The sequence below is a fragment of the Glutamicibacter sp. NPDC055354 genome (genome assembly GCF_053644955.1).
The window spans coordinates 233,157-254,284 of sequence record NZ_JBSHMB010000002.1 but is presented as its reverse complement, the minus strand read 5'-3'; the positions used below and the strand labels follow the sequence as shown (position 1 = coordinate 254,284).

General features: G+C 60.4%; 18 protein-coding genes and 1 tRNA gene. 3 read left to right on the top strand and 16 right to left on the bottom strand.

All coding sequences use genetic code 11. From position 1 onward, the window contains the following. Nucleotides 1–156: 156 nt before the first annotated feature. From ACWICV_RS11415 to mca, 4 genes are all read right to left on the bottom strand, one after another. The gene (locus ACWICV_RS11415; RefSeq protein ID WP_105661709.1) at nt 157–918 is read right to left on the bottom strand and encodes an isoprenyl transferase; all 762 of its coding nucleotides are present in this window, start codon (nt 916–918) and stop codon (nt 157–159) included. Nucleotides 919–1,037: 119 nt separating this feature from the next. Further along, nucleotides 1,038–3,152: a thioredoxin domain-containing protein gene (locus ACWICV_RS11410; RefSeq protein ID WP_454091039.1), complete on the bottom strand. Its 2,115-nt coding sequence runs from the start codon at nt 3,150–3,152 to the stop codon at nt 1,038–1,040. Nucleotides 3,153–3,184: 32 nt separating this feature from the next. Continuing rightward, nucleotides 3,185–3,466, bottom strand: a complete 282-nt coding sequence (locus ACWICV_RS11405; protein WP_105657449.1) for a hypothetical protein — start codon at nt 3,464–3,466, stop codon at nt 3,185–3,187. Between the two features lie 43 nt (nt 3,467–3,509). Further along, entirely contained in the window at nt 3,510–4,376 is an 867-nt protein-coding gene (gene mca / locus ACWICV_RS11400) for a mycothiol conjugate amidase Mca (protein ID WP_105657493.1), read from the bottom strand. Between the two features lie 239 nt (nt 4,377–4,615). Here mca and ACWICV_RS11395 point away from each other — a divergent pair, with 239 nt between their 5' ends. Together ACWICV_RS11395 and greA are read left to right on the top strand one after the other, a co-directional pair. Then, nucleotides 4,616–5,035, top strand: a complete 420-nt coding sequence (locus ACWICV_RS11395; protein ID WP_105657448.1) for a DUF4307 domain-containing protein — start codon at nt 4,616–4,618, stop codon at nt 5,033–5,035. 289 nt (nt 5,036–5,324) lie between these two features. Beyond that, on the top strand, nt 5,325–5,819 hold the full coding sequence (gene greA, locus ACWICV_RS11390; RefSeq protein ID WP_105657447.1) for a transcription elongation factor GreA: 495 nt from the start codon (nt 5,325–5,327) through the stop codon (nt 5,817–5,819). A 77-nt stretch (nt 5,820–5,896) separates the two neighbouring features. Here greA and ilvA read toward each other — a convergent pair whose 3' ends face one another. The 12 genes from ilvA to ACWICV_RS11330 form a co-directional block, all read right to left on the bottom strand. Further along, nucleotides 5,897–7,168: a threonine ammonia-lyase gene (gene ilvA / locus ACWICV_RS11385; RefSeq protein WP_454091038.1), complete on the bottom strand. Its 1,272-nt coding sequence runs from the start codon at nt 7,166–7,168 to the stop codon at nt 5,897–5,899. Nucleotides 7,169–7,171: 3 nt separating this feature from the next. Continuing rightward, on the bottom strand, nt 7,172–8,491 hold the full coding sequence (locus ACWICV_RS11380) for an AI-2E family transporter (protein ID WP_454152495.1): 1,320 nt from the start codon (nt 8,489–8,491) through the stop codon (nt 7,172–7,174). Nucleotides 8,492–8,702: 211 nt separating this feature from the next. Next, nucleotides 8,703–10,142 carry an APC family permease gene (locus ACWICV_RS11375; RefSeq protein ID WP_454091036.1) on the bottom strand — a complete coding sequence of 480 codons (1,440 nt, stop codon included), beginning with the start codon at nt 10,140–10,142 and terminating at the stop codon, nt 8,703–8,705. A 213-nt stretch (nt 10,143–10,355) separates the two neighbouring features. Then, on the bottom strand, nt 10,356–11,162 hold the full coding sequence (locus ACWICV_RS11370; protein ID WP_454091035.1) for a Bax inhibitor-1/YccA family protein: 807 nt from the start codon (nt 11,160–11,162) through the stop codon (nt 10,356–10,358). Between the two features lie 299 nt (nt 11,163–11,461). Beyond that, nucleotides 11,462–11,543 (bottom strand) — tRNA-Leu (locus ACWICV_RS11365). Between the two features lie 117 nt (nt 11,544–11,660). After that, on the bottom strand, nt 11,661–13,028 hold the full coding sequence (locus ACWICV_RS11360; protein WP_434691953.1) for an FAD-dependent oxidoreductase: 1,368 nt from the start codon (nt 13,026–13,028) through the stop codon (nt 11,661–11,663). Nucleotides 13,029–13,218: 190 nt separating this feature from the next. After that, nucleotides 13,219–14,724 carry a S8 family serine peptidase gene (locus ACWICV_RS11355; protein WP_105657441.1) on the bottom strand — a complete coding sequence of 502 codons (1,506 nt, stop codon included), beginning with the start codon at nt 14,722–14,724 and terminating at the stop codon, nt 13,219–13,221. 34 nt (nt 14,725–14,758) lie between these two features. Next, the gene (locus ACWICV_RS11350; protein WP_400290112.1) at nt 14,759–15,685 is read right to left on the bottom strand and encodes a Ppx/GppA phosphatase family protein; all 927 of its coding nucleotides are present in this window, start codon (nt 15,683–15,685) and stop codon (nt 14,759–14,761) included. Further along, entirely contained in the window at nt 15,685–16,386 is a 702-nt protein-coding gene (locus ACWICV_RS11345; protein WP_454091034.1) for a DUF501 domain-containing protein, read from the bottom strand. Before ACWICV_RS11345 ends, ACWICV_RS11350 begins: the two co-directional genes overlap by 1 nt. A 29-nt stretch (nt 16,387–16,415) precedes the next feature. After that, nucleotides 16,416–17,234, bottom strand: a complete 819-nt coding sequence (locus ACWICV_RS11340) for a septum formation initiator family protein (RefSeq protein WP_454152494.1) — start codon at nt 17,232–17,234, stop codon at nt 16,416–16,418. Nucleotides 17,235–17,379: 145 nt separating this feature from the next. Next, nucleotides 17,380–18,660, bottom strand: coding sequence for a phosphopyruvate hydratase (gene eno, locus ACWICV_RS11335; RefSeq protein ID WP_105661703.1), 1,281 nt, complete (start codon nt 18,658–18,660; stop codon nt 17,380–17,382). Between the two features lie 92 nt (nt 18,661–18,752). Beyond that, nucleotides 18,753–19,451: a MazG nucleotide pyrophosphohydrolase domain-containing protein gene (locus ACWICV_RS11330; protein WP_332594731.1), complete on the bottom strand. Its 699-nt coding sequence runs from the start codon at nt 19,449–19,451 to the stop codon at nt 18,753–18,755. 110 nt (nt 19,452–19,561) lie between these two features. On the opposite strand from ACWICV_RS11330, the gene ACWICV_RS11325 reads away from it, so the two are divergent. Next, complete coding sequence (locus tag ACWICV_RS11325) at nt 19,562–21,052, top strand: aldehyde dehydrogenase family protein (RefSeq protein ID WP_454091032.1); 1,491 nt, start codon at nt 19,562–19,564, stop codon at nt 21,050–21,052. The last annotated feature ends 76 nt before the right edge of the window (nt 21,053–21,128 follow it).

The window sequence follows — 21,128 nt, the reverse complement described above, 5'->3', positions numbered from 1 at the left end:
GCTGGCGCTGCATTTGGTCATCTAGTGAGGAACCCTTCGATCAGCTGGGTCTTGTTGCCCCGGCCTTATGATCACCATAGACCTTGAAGCGCTACCGGGGGACTACGTTCAGGTAACGATTAGCTGAACAGCTGAGCCGGGTGCACGATTCGGGGCTCAGGTGCCGAAGCGGCGCTGGCGATCAGCGAAGTCGCGCAACGCACGCAGGAAATCCACGCGGCGGAAATCCGGCCACAATGCCTCGCAGAAGTAGAACTCCGAGTACGCGCTTTGCCAGGTCAAGAAGCCGGAGAGACGCTGTTCCCCGCTGGTGCGGATCACCAAATCCGGGTCTGGCTGGCCCTTGGTGTACAGTGCCGATTCGATGTCTTCAGTGGACAGTCCGGCGGCAAGTTCCTCGACCGTGCGTCCATCCTCGGCGGCCTTGCAAAGCAGTGACTTGAAAGCATCAAGGATTTCACGGCGTCCGCCGTAGCCGATGGCCACATTCACATGAACGCCGGTGCGGTTGGCCGTAACGGTTTCCAGCGCGGCAAGCTTCTGCGCCAGGTCTTCAGGCAGCAGGTCCTTGGCTCCCACCTGCTGGACCTTGACCCGGTTGGTCTCTCCCAGACGGTCCAGGGTCGTGCCGATGACTTCCAAGAGGTCGCGCAACTCGCTGGCTTCTCGATTAAGGTTGTCGGTGGAGAGCATGTACAAGGTAACCATCTGGATGTTCAGGTCCTCGCACCAATCGAGGAACTCCAGGATCTTGTCCGCACCGGCCTGGTGGCCTGCCATGGTCGGGGTGCCGGCCAGCTTGGCCCACCGGCGGTTGCCATCGACCATCACGCCAATATGGTGCGGAAGCTTGTCGGCAGGGAGGGACTTCGCCAAGCGCCGTTCGTAGTAACGGTACGCAAGGTTCGGAAGCTGCACCTTGTCCCTGCCTTTCGATAGATTCCAAAAACTCTAGGTTCTAAATCTACCGCTATTTATCGCCCAGCATGGGTATCTGCCCGCTTCACCGCGTCCACGATGGACACATTCTCCCGGGCTCAGGCACCCTTTCCGGAAGCGAACAGCGAGAACAATCCGTCCATCCCGGCTACAGGCATCTGGCAAAGCTCTTCGCGGCAAGGCTGGATCTGGACGGTCTGGGCCGCACCAGATAGCGACGGATCGTGGCGCACATTCAATCCGAGGCTCAACGCCACCGAACGCACGCGCTCGGCTTCTGCCGAATCCCACTGCGACAGCGCAAGATACTGGACCGGGCTGGAAACTATGCACTGCACTTCCAAGGCGGTCGCTACCTGTGTTGGCGCGTCGCTGGCCAAAGCCAGGGCGTGGGCAGAAAGTACGCGGGCGCTTTCCAAGTCCGCCGCATCTGCTTCGGTGTAGTCTCCCGCCGCCATGGACTGCAGGGCATGCATCGCCAGCGCCTTGGCGTAGAGCGCACCCGAGGCCGGCAGCGCATCATCAAGCACCGTGACGGCAGCAATGTTGCTGCGCTGGGCTGCGATGCGCGCATCGGCTTGGACCGCGTCACGCGGCACCCCGGTTTCCGGGTCTACGAAGTTGGCAGCGCGTCCCAGTAAGCGACTGGCACGCTCAGCCCACTGCTTGTGCCCGCTGGCTTGGCCCAACGCCAAGAATCCCAGGGCCAGGGCGGCATAGTCCTGCAAGGTGCCTTCATTGCCGTGCTCAGCATGATTGGCGAAGCTCACGCGGGCCAGCCGTCCGGCTTTTTCGTCCCACTGCATCGTCCACACCGAGGTTGCTGCCTTCTCGGCGAGCGCCAAGGCTTCTGGCTGGTCCAGGAGCAGCGCGGCTTCAGACAAGGCTTCGATGGCCAGCCCGTTCCAACCGGCGATCACCTTCTCATCGCGGACCGGCATAATTCGCGAGCGGCGCAGCGTGCGCATTGCATCCCGCAGTTCATGGAGAACACCGATTTCGTTCGTTTCAGGAACCCTCAACAGCGAGAAGCAGAAGTTCTGCGGGTCCTCGGCCACCGGCGCGAAACGCAACAGCCCCTTGGGCAGCCGCTGAATCAAAGGGTCGGTGACCAGTGCGATTTGCTCGCGGCTAAAGGTGTAGTACGCGCCCTCGATCTGCTGGCCATCACGGGATGAATCGGCATCAAGGGAAGCCGCGAAAGCTGGAGCGGCCGAAGATGCGGTGAGCAGTTCCTCGCTGAGGAAGTCGATAATGCCTTGGGCGCTGCGCTGGGCGAGCCCGGCGAGATTCTGCGCGCGCTGGGCTATCTCCCCTTCGGACTTGCGGGCGAATTCCGCCGCCAGGACACTGGTGCGAGCCGCCAGTGAAAGCAGGCCGGCATTGTCGTAGAGCATCTTCTCGAAGTGCGGGACCGACCAGTACTCATCAACGCAGTAACGGGCGAAACCGCCATCAATATGATCCTGCAGGCCGCCAAGGAACATCGCTTCGAGATGGGTGGCCGCTGCGGCGAAGGCCTCGGTGGCGCGGTTCGGGGTGGTGACCACTGCACGCCACAGTGTCTTCAGAGCCCAGGTCGGCGGGAATTTAGGCGCCGGGGTGAAGCCGCCTTCTGGTTTGGTGGCGGCAACCCATCGATCAAGTGCTGCGCCGAAGGCCTGCTCTGCTGGCTGCTGCGAATGCAGCGACAACAGCGAGCTCTGGCGGCTTCCGAGTTCTGCCAAATGCGCGGCGAGCATCTGGGCCTGCTCTTCCAGCGAATCGCGCTTGGTTTCCCAGGCCTCGTGGACGGCGTTGAGCACTTGGCGGAAGCTCGGAGTCTTGCCACGGGGCGTCTTCGGATAGTACGTGCCGGCATGCACGGTACGCCCGTCAGGAAGGGCGAAAATCGTCATCGGCCAACCACCGGCACCGGTGAGCGCCTGGGTAGCCAGCATGTAGGTGTCGTCCACGAGCGGATGCTCTTCGCGGTCCACTTTGATAGCTACGAAGTTTTCGTTCAGCAGCGCCGCGATTTCAGGATCGTCGAAAGACTCGTGGCTCATCACGTGGCACCAATGGCAGGCAGCGTAGCCGATGGAAAGCATGACCGGTACGTCGCGCAACCGGGCCTGTTCGAAGGCTTCGTCCCCATAGGGGAACCAGTCGACAAGTTGGTGCGAATGCTGTCTGAGGTATTGGCTGGATGAGCCAGCGAGTCGTTGAGCCACGCAATCATGCTATCGCGCAGCTCACAAAGCGCCTACTGCTGTTCGTCGGTCTTCGGGTCGTGCGGCTCTTCGGATTCCTGAAGCTTGCGTTCTTCCCCCTTGGCCACCATTTCCTGCTGCTTTGCCTCGGCTTCCGAGGTGTAGCGCACGCGGCGCACTCGACGGACCATGTCGCGAATCAGGAAGATCACGGCAACCACCAAGGCTGCGGTGAAAATGAACCCAAGGAATCCTGGACCGTATTCGCTGCTGGTCTCCGTACCGACACCGAGGGTCGAGGAAGTCAGAGCCAGGGATTCGAAGATCGTATTCACGATGTAAAGACAACTCTTTTCTAGTACTGGAAAGCGCTTAGTACTATCTTAGTCCGGCAAACAGGTCGGTCTCGGGCAACTCGGTTGCTACCTTGGAGGAAATCAGCGTGTAGTCTTCCCACGGCCAGTGCTCCGCGTAGACGTGTTCCGGTACGGCGAAGAAGAAACCTTCCGGGTCGATCTGGGTTCTGTGGGCCAGCAACGCCTGATCGCGCTGCGAGAAGAAATCCGCGCAGTTGATCTGGGTGGTCGTGGTGTGTGGGGAAACCCACTTGAACATCTGGTTTTCCTCGTCCGCTTCCCACAGCGCAACGCGCTCGGTGTAGGGGGACTCGTAACCTGCTTCCAGCATCGCGTAGTGCAAGGTGCGGAAACGATCCGGTGCGAAAGCACGGTCGTAGTACAACTTGCTCACCGACCACGGCGCACCCAGTTCCGGGTACATCTGCGGATTAGCCGCGTGCTCAAAGGCAAAGGTTGAAACCTTATGGCAGTGGATGTGGTCCGGGTGGGGGTACCCGCCGTTTTCGTCATAGGTCGTGATGACGTGGGGACGGAATTCACGGATCAGCTTGATGATGCCGGCAGCAGCGATTTCTACTGGCTGCAAGGCGAAGGCGCCAAAGGGCAGCTCCGGCAGCGGATCCCCTTCCGGCAAGCCGGAGTCGACATAGCCCAGCCAGCGGTGCTTGACGCCCAGCACTGCAGCGGCCTCGGCCATCTCGGTCCGCCGGACGCCTGCCAGGTCGCGGTGCGCATGGGCGAGTTCGCCAGCGGCGGCGTTGAGAATATCCCCGCGCTCACCGCCGGTGCAGGAAACGACCATCACTTCGGCGCCAGCATCAACATAGGCAGCCATCGTTGCAGCACCCTTTGAAGATTCGTCGTCCGGGTGCGCGTGAATAGCCATGAGCCGCAGACCCTGCGAAGGAGCAATTTTCTTCACGTCGTGAATCTCCACTTATCTTCTTTCCTTATGCCACGTTTTTGGACGGCCCGAAGCTTCGAATCTGTCCGTCATCCATAACAACTCACAGCCGACCACCGGTTATTCCCCCATGCTGAAAGACGGTAAACTTGAGTAAGGAACCAACGTACGGCATTCCCAGTTCAAATGCCGCCAGGCAAGAGAGTGGTGCAAGGCAAATAATGTCTGATCCAAGCTTAACGGCTCGCTACAACAACCCCAAGAAACGCAGTCTTCCCAGGAAAACGCGTAACTGGCTAATTGCTGCCGCGCTCTCCGTCGGCGTTGCGGGGGCCGCCTATGTCGGCTTCAACAACTACAGCGCCATCAGCGCGCAGGACATCGAGTTCGAGGTCATTTCCGCAACGAAGGCCAAGGCCATTGTCGCAGTCGAATACAACACCAAGCACCGCGTGCAGTGCGATATTCGTGCGATGAACGAATCCAAGGCCATCGTCGGATACGACACCATTTTGCTTGATCCTGGAGAAGCTACCGGGCACATCACCCAACGCCTGGAGATTGACCTGCACACCGACAACCTGGCGACCACCGCTGGCGTGGAGTCCTGCTACGAGGTTCCGCAGGAATACAAGGGTTAATATTTCAGCTTCTTCATCCCCTAATAGCTGAATCTATTGGGCTTAAATCGTTTTGGCGACTACTATCGTTGAAAAGATACGTTTCGCCCCGCATCGGCGCATGGTTCTAGCTGAGTACTAGGACATGAGCCTGGCGGGGTCTTTGCTTGCATCGCCCATAACGTGTGAGCCCTCAGATCCGTACCGAATCCGACTTCGTCGACGCCACCGTTTCGGTGGCTTTCGGCTTTAGGACCACTTATCGGTCCCAAGGCCAAGCGAAGTCCTAACTGACCAAAGGAAGTACAACGTGAGCACCAACAGCAACGAACCTGTCGTTTGGCTGACTCAGGAAGCCTACGATCGGCTCCAGGACGAACTGACTTTCCTCTCAGGCCCGGGACGTGCCGAGATCGTTGCCCGTATCGAGCAGGCACGTTCGGAAGGTGACCTGAAGGAGAACGGCGGTTACCACGCCGCCCGTGAAGAGCAGGGCAAGGCCGAAGCGCGCATCCTCTACCTGAAGGATCTGCTGCGCCGCGCCGATGTAGGCGATGCTCCTGCCGATGACGGTGTTGTTGAGCCAGGCATGCTGGTTGTCGCCAATATCGCTGGCGACGAGACCACTTTCCTGTTCGGCTCCCGCGAAGTTGCCGGCGACACCGACCTCGAGGTCTACTCCGAGCAGTCCCCTATTGGCGTTGCCGTGCACGGCGCAAAGGTCGGCGACAAGCTGTCGTACTTGGCTCCAAACGGCCGCGACATCAAGGTTGAGATCATCTCTGCAAAGCCTTACCAGTCCTAGCAACTAGGCTGCAATGCAAAGTCCGAAGGCCGCCAACCCATCTGGGTTGGCGGCCTTCGGACTTTGCTGCTTATGCGCTAGGCGACTGAACCGCCGGCAGTATTGGTGATCTGCGGGTCGAAGCCTTCGGCGCGCAGGTTATTGAGCACCGTCTTGGAATGCTCATGGCCCTTGGTTTCCAGGTCGATGGTGATCGCGACATCGCCCATGGACAGCGAACCACCGATACGGGTGTGGTCCAGACGGGTGACATTCGCATCCGATTCGGCGATGATGTTGGAGATCTGCGCGAGCGAGCCGGGGCGGTCTGGAAGCATCATGCGTATGGTCAAGAAGCGGCCGGCCGCAGACAGGCCACGCTGGATCACCTTGAGCATCAGCAGCGGATCGATGTTGCCGCCAGAAAGAATTACCGCGGTGGTTGCCGGATTGATCCCGTGCGCTTCCAGCTTGTTCTCCAGTAGTGCCGCGACGCCCACCGCACCGGCTGGTTCCACCACGAGCTTGTTGCGCTCCAGGAGCACCACCAGAGCTCGTGCGAGCGTATCTTCCGAAACCGTCACCACGTCATCAACCAATTCCTTGATGATCGCAAAAGGCAGCTGCCCTGGCTTGCCTACAGCGATGCCGTCGGCAATGGTGTGCACGTTATCCAGCGGGACCAACGCGTCAGCGGCCAGGGATGGAGGGTAGGCCGCGGCGTTCTCCGCCTGGACACCCACCACCTTGATCTCGCGGCCCAGTTCGCGGCCCTTGGCCTTGAGCGCGATGGCAACGCCGGCCAGCAATCCACCGCCGCCGACACCCATCAGCACGGTGTCGACCTCAGGAAGCTGTTCGAGCAGTTCCAAGCCGATGGTGCCTTGGCCGGCAATGATGTCCGGGTGGTCGAAAGGATGCACGAAGACTGCCCCGGACTCGTCGGCAAAACGCTGCGCCTCGGCCAGCGCTTCATCCACGGTGTCGCCAAAAAGCACGACTTCAGCACCATGATCACGAGTCGCGGTCAGTTTCGGCAAGGCGACGCCCCGTGGCATATAGATTCGCGCCTTGATTCCGAGGTGGCTGGCGGCCTGGGCCACGCCCTGCGCGTGGTTGCCTGCCGAGGCGGCGACCACGCCTCGTGCCTTCTCGTCGTCGCTGAGCTTGGACATGCGTACATAGGCACCGCGGACCTTGAAGGATCCGGCGCGCTGCATGTTCTCGCATTTGAGGAAAACTTCGGCGCCAACATGCTGGGACAAAACACGGGAATGCTCCACCGGGGTGCGGGCAATAACCGGTTTGAGTACTTCAGCGGCGGCTTCGATATCAGCCAGCGTAACCGGCAAAGTAGGTTCGGTGCTCATGGATTATTCCTCATCTGCTGTGGACTCAGGGTGCCGGGTTTCCGGCGAAGCTGTTGGTGCGGCGGCAGGGCCTGCAGCTGCAGCCGGCGGGTCGGCCTTCGCTGGGTCGCTCGCCTTCGGGCTCTGCGCCACTACTTGGCTTCCGTAGTGCTCAATCACGAATTGGTCGGTTTCCCAAGTTCGGCCCGACAGGTATTTCACGACCGCGTTGACCACCGCCAGCAGCGGAACGGCGAATAGCGCGCCCGGAATGCCTGCAAGCATGGTGCCGCCGGCTACTGACAGGACCACTGCCAGCGGGTGCAGGCTTACTGCCTTGCCCATAATCAGTGGCTGCAGGATGTTGGACTCCGCCTGCTGGACCAGCAGCACTACGGCCAGCATGATCAATGCGTTGACCCAGCCATTGGCTACCAGAGCGAGCAAAACTGCCAGGGCGCCGGTAAACAGTGCACCGACGATCGGGATGAAGGAGCCGATGAAGACCAGGACGCCCAGTGGCATGGCAAGTGGCACGCCCAGGAAGAATGCACCGAATCCGATGCCGATGGCGTCGATCAGCGCAACGATCATCTGGACTCGCACGTAGGTGACCAGCGAGGCCCAGCCCCGGGTCAAGGCTCCGTCCATCGCCGGGCGGGCGCGGCGCGGCAAGAGGTTCACCAGGAACAAACCGATTTTGCGCCCGTCAAGCAGCAGGAAAATCAAGGCGAAGACGGCCAGCAATGTGCCTGTCAGGATCTGCCCGATCGCGGAGGTCCAGCTGATTGCTTCACTCAGGATGTTGGTGGCATTGCCGCGAAGCTGGACGAGGGTATCGTCCAGCACCTTCTGCAGGTCGTCGTTGGTCAGCTTGAGCGGGCCATTGAACAGCCAGTTCTGGACCTGCTCGATGCCAGAAAGCGCTTGGGTCCACAGGGCGGTAAATCCGGCCGAAAGCTTTTGCCCTGCAATCGATAGTCCTGCGGTGACCAGTGCAAGGAAGCCGATGAGAGTAATGACGACGGCCAACCCGCGAGGTACCGCAAGCTTGGAGTTCATCGTATTCACAACCGGTGAGAGCAACCCTGCCAGCAGCGCTGCGATGAAAACCGGGATGACCAGCAAGGAGACTTTTGACAGCGCCCACACCAGCACGCCCACGGCTGCGATGATGATCAGGAAACGCCAAGCCCACGCCGCTGCCATGCGCATGGCATACGGCATGTCCTCGGCACTTTTGAAATCCGTCAAATCTGGCCTTGGCGTGGCGGGAGTTTCCGCCGGCTGGCTCGGAAGTGAAACACGAAAACGTCGTAGACGTTCCAACCGGCTGCTCTTCATGGAACCACGCTATCGTGTTTGCCAGACAGCTTCTTGTTCCATGTCTCAATTGTGACAAAAAACTAGGACTAGTGCCCGATATGGGCACTGGTCCTAGAAATCTAATTCAATATGTTTATTTGCCCTTACCACGGGTAACCAGATTGCACAGGCTGCCTCTTATTGCTCATGCCAACTTGATAGCCACGGCTCATCAGGCGCTTCGCGCGTGCTATCTCCGGCGGCGCATGACTGCTTCAAGGACCCTCTCCTCAGCGTCTTCACCAGGCTTGATGCCTGCGGGTACCTTGAAGAAGAAAATTGCGCCCAATGCCCACCAAATGGCGAAGATGGCCCACGGTTCCCAGCTCAGAGATGCCGGCATGCCGGGCATGTAGAGGCTGAAGAGCGCGGCGGTAAGAAGGACTGAAGTCCAGCCGATGACAGTTCCAGCAATTCCGTTGCCGCCAACGCGCAGCGGCCGATCCATCATGGGTTCGCGCTTGCGCAGCACGAGGAAGGTGACCGAGACCAGGAAGTAGGCCACGATGATGCTTGGCGCTCCCGAATCCACAAGCCACCCCAGCATTTCAGCTCCGAAGAATGGGGCCAGCATGGAGATTCCGCCGATGAAGACCAGGGCGTTAGCTGGAGTGCGGTACTTGGGATGCAATGTGCCAAACCAGGAAGGAAGCATGCCGCTTCGAGCCAGCGAGTAGACCAATCGCGAAGCTCCCAGCAATAGAGAGTTCCATGAGGTCAAGATGCCGGCGATGCCACCAGCAATCAGCACCTTGGCCATCAGCTCCGAACCGAACATGGCCCCGAAGGCATCCGCCGTTGCAATGTCAGCTCCAGCTAGTTGCGATGCAGGCATGGCCCACGATGTGGTCAGGACAACCATGACGTACCAAATGGTGGCCAAAACTACGGAGACGACTACGAGCTTGCCAATTTGCTTGGCCGGAATATTCACTTCTTCCGCGGACTGCGGAATCACGTCGAAGCCGATGAACAGGAATGGCACCGCCACCAGCACGGCAAAGAAGCCGCTGGTCCCTGGGGTGAAGAACGGTTCCATGTTCTTGGCTTCGCCGCCGGCAAAGGCTCCCACGATCATCAAGACGCCGATCACCATCAGGAAGAGCACCACGAACGTCTGCAATACGCCAGCTTGCTTCACGCCGCGGATGTTGATCCAAGTGATCACCACCGCTGAAAGCACGCCTACCAACGCCCAGGTCAGGTTTACTTCAAAACCGGCAACAGTCCACAGGGGAATCTGGCTCATGCCCGGGAAGATGTATTCCACGGTTCGCGGCAAAGCGACCGCTTCGAAAGCCACGATAGTCACATAACCGCCGGTAATTGCCCAGGATCCAATAAACGAAGGCCGGGCTCCCAGGGCGCGCAGGATGAAGTTGTGCTCGCCCCCGGCTTTTGGCATGGCCGCGGTCAATTCGGCATAGGTCAGGCCAACGACGGCCATGATGCCACCGCCAACGAGCATGGCCAGGACCGCCCCCATGGTGCCCGCGTTATCCAGCCACCCACCGGTGAGCACTACCCAGCCGAAGCCGATCATGGCACCGAACCCTAGGGCCAGGGCATCCAAGTTGCCCAGGGATTTCGCCAAGCCCGGCGGCTTTCCTGATGTTTGATCGACTCTCATTGCGTTCTTCCTGCCAAACTTGTTGTGAGTTGAGTAACTGAATTGCTACAGGAGAATCTAACCAAAGTTGCGCATGACTGCCCAATAAGCTGTCATTTTCCATGCCATAGGCGGTTGCGGCCGATCATAAAAATTCATATTTGAACAGGTGATTAACGCACAAGGACCAGTGCCCGAAATGGGCACTGGTCCTTGCGAGCTAAGCTATTGCGGCTAGTCGTCGCCACGCAGGATCGCGAGAATACGCAGGATCTCGGTGTACAGCCAGATCAGGGTCATGGTCAGGCCGAAGGCACCGCGCCATGCCATGATGGCTGGAGCACCCTGGTTGGACAGTTCCTCGATCATGGTGAAGTCGGCAACCAGTGCGTAAGTTGCCAGCAGTACAGCAACTACACCGATAACCAGGCCGAGGACGCCGTGGCGCATGCCGAACATGCCATCGATGACGCCAGTGAGCATCAGAACCATGTTGAGCAGCGAGAAGACGATCAGACCGACCATGCCGATCATGAACATCTTGTTCAGCTTGGGAGTCATGCGGTACTTGCCCGAGCGGTACAGCGCCAAGGTTACGCCGGCAACACACAGGGTAGCCAGTACAGCCTGGATAGCGATTCCCTGCATACCTTGACGGCTTTCAAGGAATCCGGAGAGACCGCCAAGGAACAGGCCCTGGGCTGCGGCATACAGCAAGATGAGCACAGGCGATGGGCGCTTCTTGAAAGCGTTAATCAGACCGAGGACAAAGCCAACCAAGGCACCTGGCAACATGAGGGCCGGCATGCCCCAGCCAATTGCGGCGCCAACAACAACCAAGGCAAGGCAGAGCACGGTCTTGTTGATCGTGGTTCCGATGGTCATGCGGCCGGTGTCAGCACTGGTCGCAGCAGGCTGCTGGTACATCTGCTGCAGCTGGTCTGCGCTCATATTTGCGGTGTCACGGAATCCAACAGCACTTCCAGGCTTGGTTCCCCAAGCATCAGAGCGGCTGCTGGAACCAAAAATTGGATTGCCCAACGTCATTCCCCCATAGATTGCGATTGCGCCGGCACGTGGCTAGCTGAAGATCTTTTGCTTAATCCTATTGAGCATTGCTGTGAAATCACTCAGTCGGAAGGATGATATAGGGCATTTTTCCGAAGAAAAACTACTCTGTCAGCGATATTCTTGAAAGTTCTACCATCAAGGTTGCCTTGGCAGACGATTTTGGTGGAATGCACGATGCCTGAGGTTGAACGATGGATGCGCTCCCACTTGAGGCAAAAGAAAAGACCGCTGCTGACTGGAAAATCCGGAACAGCAACGGCCTTATTCTGTACCCCCAGTGGGACTCGAACCCACAAGCCTTTCGGCAGCTGATTTTAAGTCAGCCGTGTATGCCAATTCCACCATAGGGGCAGGACACTCAAATTTTACGTGATCGGCAAAGCAAATAGAAAATCCTTCTTTGCTGACGTACGCGAGGGGCCAATTGCTTGGCCCCTCGCATCATCGTCGATCAACTACGGCTCAAGCCTACTTCTTCGGCTTGGCCGACTCTTCGAAAGCGGTGCGTGGTGCTTCGAGGTTGTTCAGCTGCAGGGCATCGCGCTTGAAGAACAGCGCAACCAGCCAGTCGCCAACGACGCGGAACTTGCGCTCGAAGGTCGGCATGGCCATGCCGTGGTAGCCGCGGTGTGCCATCCATGCTGGCCAGCCCTTGAGCTTGATGCCAACAACCTTGGCAACGCCCTTGTTGCGGCCGAAGCCGGCAACTGCGCCCAGGTTGGAGTGCTTGTATTCCTTGATGGTGCCAACACCGTAGCGCGCAGCGTACAGGTTCTTCGCCAACAGCTTGGCCTGGCGCACTGCGTGCTGTGCGTTGGGAACGCAGGTGCCGTCTGGCAGGCCGCCGGTGACGTCCTTGACTGCCGAGATATCGCCGGCTGCCCAGGCGCCTTCCAGCGGTTCGCCGTTGGCATCCTTGATACGAAGGTCCGTGCGGGTCTCGATGCGGCCGCGCTGCTCGATTGGGAAATCGGTGGAGCGAACCATCGGGTTGGCCATAACGCCAGCAGTCCAGATCAAGGTGTCGGAACCGAACTCGCCCGCTGGGGACTTGTCGGCCATGTTGATCAGTTCCAGGTTGCCTTCTTCGGCATTGTTCAGCGAAGTGTTCAGCAAGACCTCGATGCCGCGGCTGCGCAGGTGATCGACAACCCACTCCGCCTGCTCGGCGGTGACTTCTGGCATGATGCGGCCCATGGCCTCGATCAGGACGAAGCGTGCTTCCTTCGCATCGATGCGGTCGTTGAGACCGATCAAGTGACGGGCCATGTCTTCCAGCTCGGCGATGGTCTCGATGCCGGCGAAGCCGCCGCCGACGACCACGAAGGTCAGGGCGCGCTTGCGTGCAACTGGATCAGTCATGTTCGAAGCGGACTCGATGCGCTCGGCAACCTTGTTGCGCAGGGCGACGGCCTCTTCGATGGTCTTCAGGCCAATGCCGGTTTCAGCCAGGCCAGCGATGGGGAAGGTACGGGTGACCGCACCAGCGGACATCACGACATCGGTGTATTCCAGCTCGAACTGCTCGCCGTTGACCGGAGCAATGACAGCCTTCTTGTTGGCATGGTCGATGCTCAGCACGCGGCCGTTGACCAGCTCGGAGTGCTTCAGGTGCTGACGGTGCGAGACCACAACGTGGCGTGGTTCAATCTGGCCACCGGCAACTTCTGGCAGGAATGGCTGGTAAGTCATGTACGGGTTCGGGTCGACAACGGTGACGATGCCGCCGTGTGCCTTGACCTTCTTCTGCAACTTCATCGCGACGTACAGGCCTACGTAGCCACCGCCGACGATAAGAATACGCGGACGCTTCTGGGAGGTTTCGATGATCGACATACTGTTGATTCTACGCGGATTTTTCGAGTTAGTGAAAACATTCACTAACTATTTCCGTTCGGTGTGTCACGTCGTCGCCAGGCATGGGCGTTTCCGACTGCCGAGGTTCGCACCAACCTGTCGAATTAAGCATCGGAAGGCGCGAAAAAGCGGGGTGGATCTTCAGTTTCCACCCCGCTTTGTCCGCTATTTACTTCTCTTCTTCGGGAATCTCGTCGAACAGATCCCGGCCGCCAGCTTGATCCGGGACTTTCAATGAACTCAAGGAAGCCGAACCAAGCCGCGCCGCAGCCTTCTCGCGTCGACGACGCACCAGGGTCTGGGCGATGCCTGCAATGATCACCAGCAGCAAGAGCACTCCCCCGCCGACGATCAGCAACGGCTGAAGCGCCGGTGCCGAGTCATCGGGAAGAACCGGATCTGGCGCCGCGACCTGCTTGAGGTCCGATTTCTCCATCGAGACGCCCGGAGCTGGGGTATCAGCAGTCTTCTGGGTGTCGCGGCGGTGCACGCGAATCCACTCGCTGATCGTGCCCAGCGGGTTCTCGGATACCGAGGGGACGCTCGCCGTCACTGCCGCCTGCGCATCGATGATTCCGTAGCCGTAGAGGTTGTCCACGCCGGCTGTGCCGGTGTCCTTGGCGGTCTTCAGGATGCGGTTGATGACCTCAGGAGCTTTCATGTTCGGGTATTCCGAACGAATCAATGCGGCCACGCCCGCCACCAAAGGAGCCGCGCCGGAGGTACCGGACCAGCGCGCGTAGCCGTCATCTGGCAAGCCGCCGACCAACTGCTCGGCAGGGGCTGCAACGCCGATGGAAATGCCTTCGGTCGAGGAATCCTGCGAAGCCTTGCCGCTGGCATCAACGCCGGCCACGGTCAGCACTCCCGGAATGGTGGCCGGGGCGCCCACCTGGCTCATGCCGCCCGAACGGTTGCCTGCAGCGGCAACAATAACCACGTCATGGTCTTCTGCGTACTTGAAGGCGTCATCCCAGCTTTCCGGCCATGCCGGGCTGGTTGAACCGAGAGACATGTTGATGACCTTGGCCCCGGAATCCACGGCCCATTTCACGGCACGGGGGATCTGGGTTTCCACTGGAATCTTCGCCGGGTTGCCTTCGCCCATCCACAGCGACACAGACAGCAGGTCTGCTGCCGGAGCGACGCCGAGCACGCCGTCCTTGCCGCTCTTCAGCTTTGGCACCTTTTCGTACTCAGGTTCCTGGGGAATGTCCTCGTCTTCGTCTTCGGCGGTCTTCTTGGCCTTTTCCCACGCGGCCTTCAAGCGCTCGTTCTCGGATTTAACCCGCTTGATTTCGCCCTTGTTGTTGCCGCGCCCGCCGAGCAAGGTAGCCACCAAGGTGCCGTGCTCGCTCATGACGCCTATGGGCTTGTTGCCCTTGTCTCCGCCTGAGCCGGACATATCAGCACCGCCAACCACGGCACCCTTCAAGTCTGGATGCGCGGTATCAATGCCGGTATCAATGATCGCGACTTTGACGCCTTCGCCCTTTGTCGTCTTGTGCGCTTCGGCCACGCCCAACGACTTGAGCCAGTATTCGGACTCACGCATGTTGTCAGCGCGGGCAGGTACGCCCACGCTGAGCAGGGTGAAGGCCAACAGCGCTGCGACAAGCAGAGAGCCGAGCTTGAGGAAGCCCATTCTTTTCCTGGCACGCAAAGCTGAGCTCAAGACATCTCCTTGGGTCGGTGACTGGGTGACAGGTTCAGGCGGCGGCAGCTGAAGCCGCGATTCCGTCGAGAATATCGTGTTCGGAAGCAATCAGAACCATTTCGCGGTTCCCACTGGCCTTTTCAAGGTAATGAAGGATGCGTTGCACAATGGCTGCGCCAGCTTGGATCACATCAACTCGTCCCGGATGCATGAAGCCCAGTGCCGCGCGCTCTTCCCGGCTGTAGGAAAGCATGCTGGCGGTGGCTTGGCGCATCTGGGCGAAGCTCAGCTGCGCCCCATGGATCTTTTCCGACTCGTACTGCTTCAATCCCAGGGCCTGGGCGGTGAGCGTCGTGAAAGTGCCTGCAACCATGATCACCGCGTCGACCTGCGCAACGTCAACCGATCCGGCCAAGGATTCCAAGGTGCTGTCCATGAATTCCAAGGCCTGGTCCGAACGCAATCCCGCTTGGTGGAACCGTTCGGTAACGCGCACACAACCCATGTCCAGGCTCTTGGCTGCCAACGGGCCGGTGGCATCACCGAGAACGAATTCAGTGGATCCACCACCGAGGTCGATCACCAGGCTCTTGCCGCTTTGCCCGTCCCGAACCGAAGCCGCACCGGCAAAGGACAGGGAGGCTTCTTCTTCACCACTGATCACTTCCGGGGCGACGCCCAGGATCTTGGTGATCCGCTCGGTGAAGACCTCGCGATTCGATGCATCGCGGGCCGCCGAGGTCGCTGCGAAACGGATGGCTTCCACCCCATGCTCATCGCACAGCTTCTTGTACTCGCGAGCAGCTTCAAAGGTGCGCTCCAAGGCCTCGGGAGCGAAAGCGCCGGTAGCGTCAACGCCCTGGCCCAAGCGCACGATGCGCATGGTGCGCAGCACGTCGATCAGCTGGCCATCGGCCCCGATGTCCGCGATCAGCAGACGGATGGAGTTGGTTCCGCAGTCAATACCGGCCACGCGCATTAGGCATCATCCTGGTCAGCGCCCTGTGCGGATTCACGCACGGCACGCTTCCGTGCGCGTTCTGCGCGCTTGGCCGCTGGGTCCTGCTGTTCCTGGGTCTTCACGTGGCGCGAGCGGTCACGGCTCGGGGCCTCGGATTCGGTATCCCAAGCACCCACGCAGTAGCACTTGTCCTTGGTCCACCACTGGGCAATCCCAGCCAGCGCTTCATCACCCAGCGGGTTCACGCCCTCGCCGGCAGCCAGCGAGTGCCCTACCAGCACGTGCAAGCACTTGACGCGGGTCGGCATGCCACCAGCGGAGACCCCAGCGATTTCCGGAACGGCCCCGGTTCCCGAGCGCTGGCCAATCGCATCGCGGTTGGCCAGGTACGACTCGTGGGCAGCTACATAAGCCTGCGCCAGCTGCGCGTCCTCACCCAGGCGGTCATTCATCTCGTTCATCAACCCGGCAGCTTCCAACCGCGAAACTGCCGCAGTGATCATCGGGTGCGCCAGGTAGTAGGTGGTGGGGAAGGGAATACCCGAGGAAAGGCGCGGTGCCGTGGTGGCTACCAGAGGGTTTCCGCAAACGCAGCGCGCACCGATCTCCACCACATCGCGCACCGGGCGGTTCAGCTGGCGGGAAAGGGTGTCTAGGTCAGCTTCGCTGGGTACTCGTCCGGCGGCGTCAAGGGCTTCGCGGATTGGCTGTTCAGTCACGGTTATAAGTCTCTTCGTGTTTAAAGTGGTTAGTCAGTGGCAGAACGTCGAACGGAGTCGAGCAAAGCATCAACCCATGGAAGTTCCTGGCGCACCTCGAAGGTGCTTCCGTTGCCGTCGGCGGGCGTCTCTTCATCCTTAGGGCGTTCACCCACCACCATGTAGAGCTTTTCACCAGGCATTACCAAGTTTATCCGCTCGCGTGCTTGCTGCTTGATGTACAGCGGGTCATCCCAGCGTGCGATCTCTGCCTTGAGGTCATCGCGCTGCGTCTCCAGCGCTTCAATCGAGGCATTCAGCTCGTTCAGTTCCGCCATCTGCGTGCGGTAGAAATTCACCGTGGGCACGAGCATCACTGCGAAGAAGGCCAGGACTACGATCAAGGCGGCGATACGGCCGGAAAACCGGTGCGCAGCAACGGGTTCGCCCTCGGGGACGTGGTTCTGGCCAGACGGCTTCTGCCCCGGCTTGCGGCGTACGGCAGCAGAGAACTTCACCCGGTCATCGCGTCGGCGTTCGTTCTGCTTTTCCTTGGCACGTTCGCGCAGGGGCACCTTCGGCTTCGGCGCGTAATTTCCTGCAAATTTTTTCGGCTCACGTGACGCATCTGACGCTGGGCGTGCCGTCGATTTCGGCTTCGCGGCAACGCTTCTGGGCTTCTGCGCAACGGGAGCGGCCTTCGGTGGGCGCGGTGTTGCAGGAGTTTGCCTGGCCGGCGCTTGTGGCTTGACGATGCGCAGAGCGTCGGTAGGCGGTTCAGCTTCGGAACCTGCGCCGTCATGTTTCGTCTGGTCAACCGGGGTTATTACGGCTTCTTCGGCCGGATCCGGAGTATTACGGCGAGGCATTCGCGGTGGTCGCTGAGCCATACTCCCCCAATTCCCGTGGTGCTTTTCGTGCGGTGTTGCCGTGGACTTGGCAAGATAATTCCATTAAATAACGAAAAGCCCGCCGGTATCCACTACCGACGAGCTTATTCGCTATTACTGAAAATTAGCTGTTGAAACGCGGGAACGCGCTACGGCCAGCGTAGACCGCCGAGGCGCCCAGGTCTTCTTCGATGCGCAGCAGCTGGTTGTACTTGGCTACGCGCTCGGAGCGAGCTGGTGCACCGGTCTTGATCTGCCCGGCGTTGGTTGCCACGCAGATGTCAGCGATGGTGACATCTTCGGTTTCACCCGAACGGTGCGAGGTGATGGTGGTGTACCCGGCACGCTGCGCCATGGTCACTGCATCGATGGTTTCGGTCAGGGTACCGATCTGGTTGACCTTCACCAGCAGCGAGTTGGCGGTGCCCTTGGCGATGCCGTCGGCCAGGCGCTGCGGGTTGGTGACGAACAGGTCGTCGCCTACCAGCTGCACCTTGTCGCCAATGGCGTCGGTCAGGGTCTTCCAGCCATCCCAGTCGTCTTCATCCAGTGGATCCTCGATCGAAACCAATGGGAAGTCGGCAACCAGGCCAGCGTAGTAGTCGCTCATCTCCTGGGCAGAGAGCGCCTTGCCCTCGAACTGGTAAGCGCCGTTCTCGTAGAACTCGGAGGAAGCGACATCCAGCGCCAGGGCGATGTCTTCGCCCGGGGTGTAGCCAGCGCGCTTGATCGCTTCGGTGATCAGTTCCAGAGCCGCGCGGTTGCTTGGCAGATTCGGAGCGAAGCCGCCCTCGTCGCCCAGGCCGGTGGAGAGGTTCTTCTCCTTCAGCACGGACTTGAGGTTGTGGTAGACCTCGACGCCCCAGCGCAGGCCCTCGGAGAAGGTCGGCGCGCCGAGCGGGGCGATCATGAATTCCTGGATGTCCACGTCGGAGTCGGCGTGGGAGCCGCCGTTGAGGATGTTCATCAGTGGCACTGGCAGTACGTGCGCGTTAGGGCCGCCCAGGTACTTGAACAATGGCAGGTTGGCGCTCACTGCAGCGGCGTTGGCCACTGCCAGGGAGACGCCGAGGATGGCGTTTGCACCCAGCTTGGACTTGTTGGCAGTGCCGTCCAGTTCGATCATGGTGGCATCGATGGCGCGCTGGTCGGTGGCGTCAAGGCCCTCCAGCTCGTCGGCGATTTCGTCGATGACGGACTCTACAGCACCCAGTACGCCCTTGCCGAGGTACCGGTCTTTGTCGCCGTCGCGACGCTCAGCTGCTTCGAAAGCGCCGGTGGATGCACCGGAAGGAACAGCAGCACGGCCATGCGAGCCGTCGGATAGCAGGACCTCGACCTCGACGGTCGGATTGCCGCGGGAATCAAGGATTTCGCGCGCGTGAATGGCGTCAATCAATGCCATGAGTATGGACTCCTTGTAGAAAAGGGGTGGTCTTGGGGCAGGTCAACCAGCGGTCGCTGATAAGACCGTCGGCGCCATTGCCTGTCTCTAGCCTAGCGCTTCGAAGGTGATTTGGGCGATGTTGTTGCGCCAGTTTCCGCGCCGTATTGCTGGCCCAGGGCCGCGCGCAGCACCGATTCGGCATCCAGGCCCAGCTCCTCGGCCCTCGCTGACAGGGCCATCAATTCCTTGGCCAGGGAGAACTCGTCGACGATTCGCTCACGAACCTGCTCGGTGACTAGCCCGGCCGCGGGCTGTGCCGATCCTGCTCTGGCATGGCGATCAAGCAATTTCTGCGCGAGCGCTAGGGACGGCAGCCCAGCCGGCAGTCCGGCGTTCTTCCGCTTCTTCGGCTGGCCGGCGCGTTCGGCCTGCTTCGCCGCATCCCAAACGCGGATAATCTCGTCCACATCCGTGATGACGTCCTGGCGGACCTGGCCCTGCTCGTCGAAAATATGCCGGTTGCGGCGCAATAGCTTCGCATTCAGCGTTTCGGCGACATCGTCCAGGCCGAAATGGTCTTGCTCCTCGGCGATCAGCGAATGCAGCAGGATCTGGAAGTACAAGTCCCCCAGCTCCTCCTTCAACAGATCCGGGTTCCGTTCAGCGATGGCGTCCAGCACCTCATAGCTTTCCTCGATGAGGTAGGTGCGCAGCGACTCGTGAGTCAGCGCGCCAGTCCAGGCGCATCTGCTGCGAAGGGTGCGTACGGTGGCGTTGAGCTGGTCTAGCTGCGTTCTGTTCTCCGGCATAGGAACATGCTATCGAAGCGGGCTTTCAGCCTGCGGCCAAGGAGCTCCCCATTGCTGCCCATTCGGGCTAGCATGGCCGTAGTTCATCCCGACGACGCGAAGGATTGCCAATGACCGTCCAAGACACCGCCCAGCTGGAATTCCTGGATCAGCTTCCAGCCAAACTCTTCATCGGCGGCCAGTGGGTTGAGGGGCGCTCCGAGCGCATCCTGCGCACTGCCAACCCTTTCGATGACTCGCTCCTGGCTGAGATCCGCCAGGCCTCAACCCAAGACGTCGACGACGCCTATGGCGCTGCCGCCGGTGCGCAGCCAGGTTGGGCGGCGCTCTCCCCCGGCAAGCGCTCGAAGGTCCTGAACCAGGCCGCCGACTACCTGCAGTCGAACTTCGCGGGCATCCTGGCGCTGTTGACCGCCGAGTCCGGTTCCACGCAGTTGAAGGCGAACATCGAACTGGGCGGCACCATCGCTGCCATCCGCGAAGCAGCCACCTTCCCCACCCGCGTGCACGGCAAGATCCTGCCCTCCAATGCCGAGGGCAAGGAGAACCGGGTCTACCGCGAACCGGTCGGCGTGGTGGGCGTCATCAGCCCGTGGAACTTCCCGCTGCTGCTGTCGGCCCGGTCCGTAGCGCCCGCCCTGGCCCTGGGCAATGCGGTGGTGCTCAAACCCGCCTCGGATACCCCGCTGGTGGGAGCCTTGGTCCTGGCCAAGGCTTTCGCCGAGGCTGGCCTGCCAGATGGCGTGCTGAACGCAGTAGTTGGTTCCGGTTCGGAAATCGGCGATTACTTCGTGGCGCATAGGACCCCGTCGCTGGTTTCGTTCACCGGTTCGACTCCGGTGGGCAAGAACGTCGGGAAAATCGCGGTCAGCGGCGAGCACATGAAACGCGTGGCGCTGGAGCTTGGCGGCAACGCGCCATTCGTCGTGCTCGAAGACGCTGATCTTGACGAAGCAGCCAAGGCCGCGACCCTGGGCAAGTTCTTGCACCAGGGGCAGATCTGCATGGCCATCAACCGCATCATCGTCCAGGCTCCGGTCTACGAGGCCTTCATCGAGAAGTTCATCGAGCAGGTCGGCAAGCTCGGCTATGGCGATGCCGCCGATCCAGCCAACCTCGTGGGACCGATCATCAATGATGCGCAGTTGGCGTCGGTGAGCGGCAAGATCAAGACCGCACGTGGCCAGGGCGCCCGCGAAGTCCTGGCAGGTTCGATCACAGGCCGTGTGGTCTCTCCCCACGTCTTCGCAGATGTCACCAGCGGCATGGAACTGTTCCGCGAGGAGATCTTCGGCCCGGTCGTGGGCATCGCCAAGGCCGACTCCGAAGAGCATGCGCTGGAACTGGCCAACGACACCGAATTCGGCTTGTCCTCGGCCGTTTTCACGCAAAACCTGGAGAAGGGCGTCGCCTTTGCCCGCGGCATCAAGGCCGGGATGACTCACGTCAATGACATCACCGTCAATGATGAACCGCATGTGATGTTCGGTGGCGAGAAGAATTCGGGTCTGGGCCGTTTCAACGGCGAGTGGGCTATCGAGGAATTCACCACCGATCACTGGGTCGGCGTGCAGTCCACCAAGAAGCAGTACCCGTTCTAGGAACCACCTGCCCTTGGAACCAGCGAAGCCGCCCCTTGCTTGAGCAAGGGGCGGCTTCGGTGGTTGCCTGGCGGCT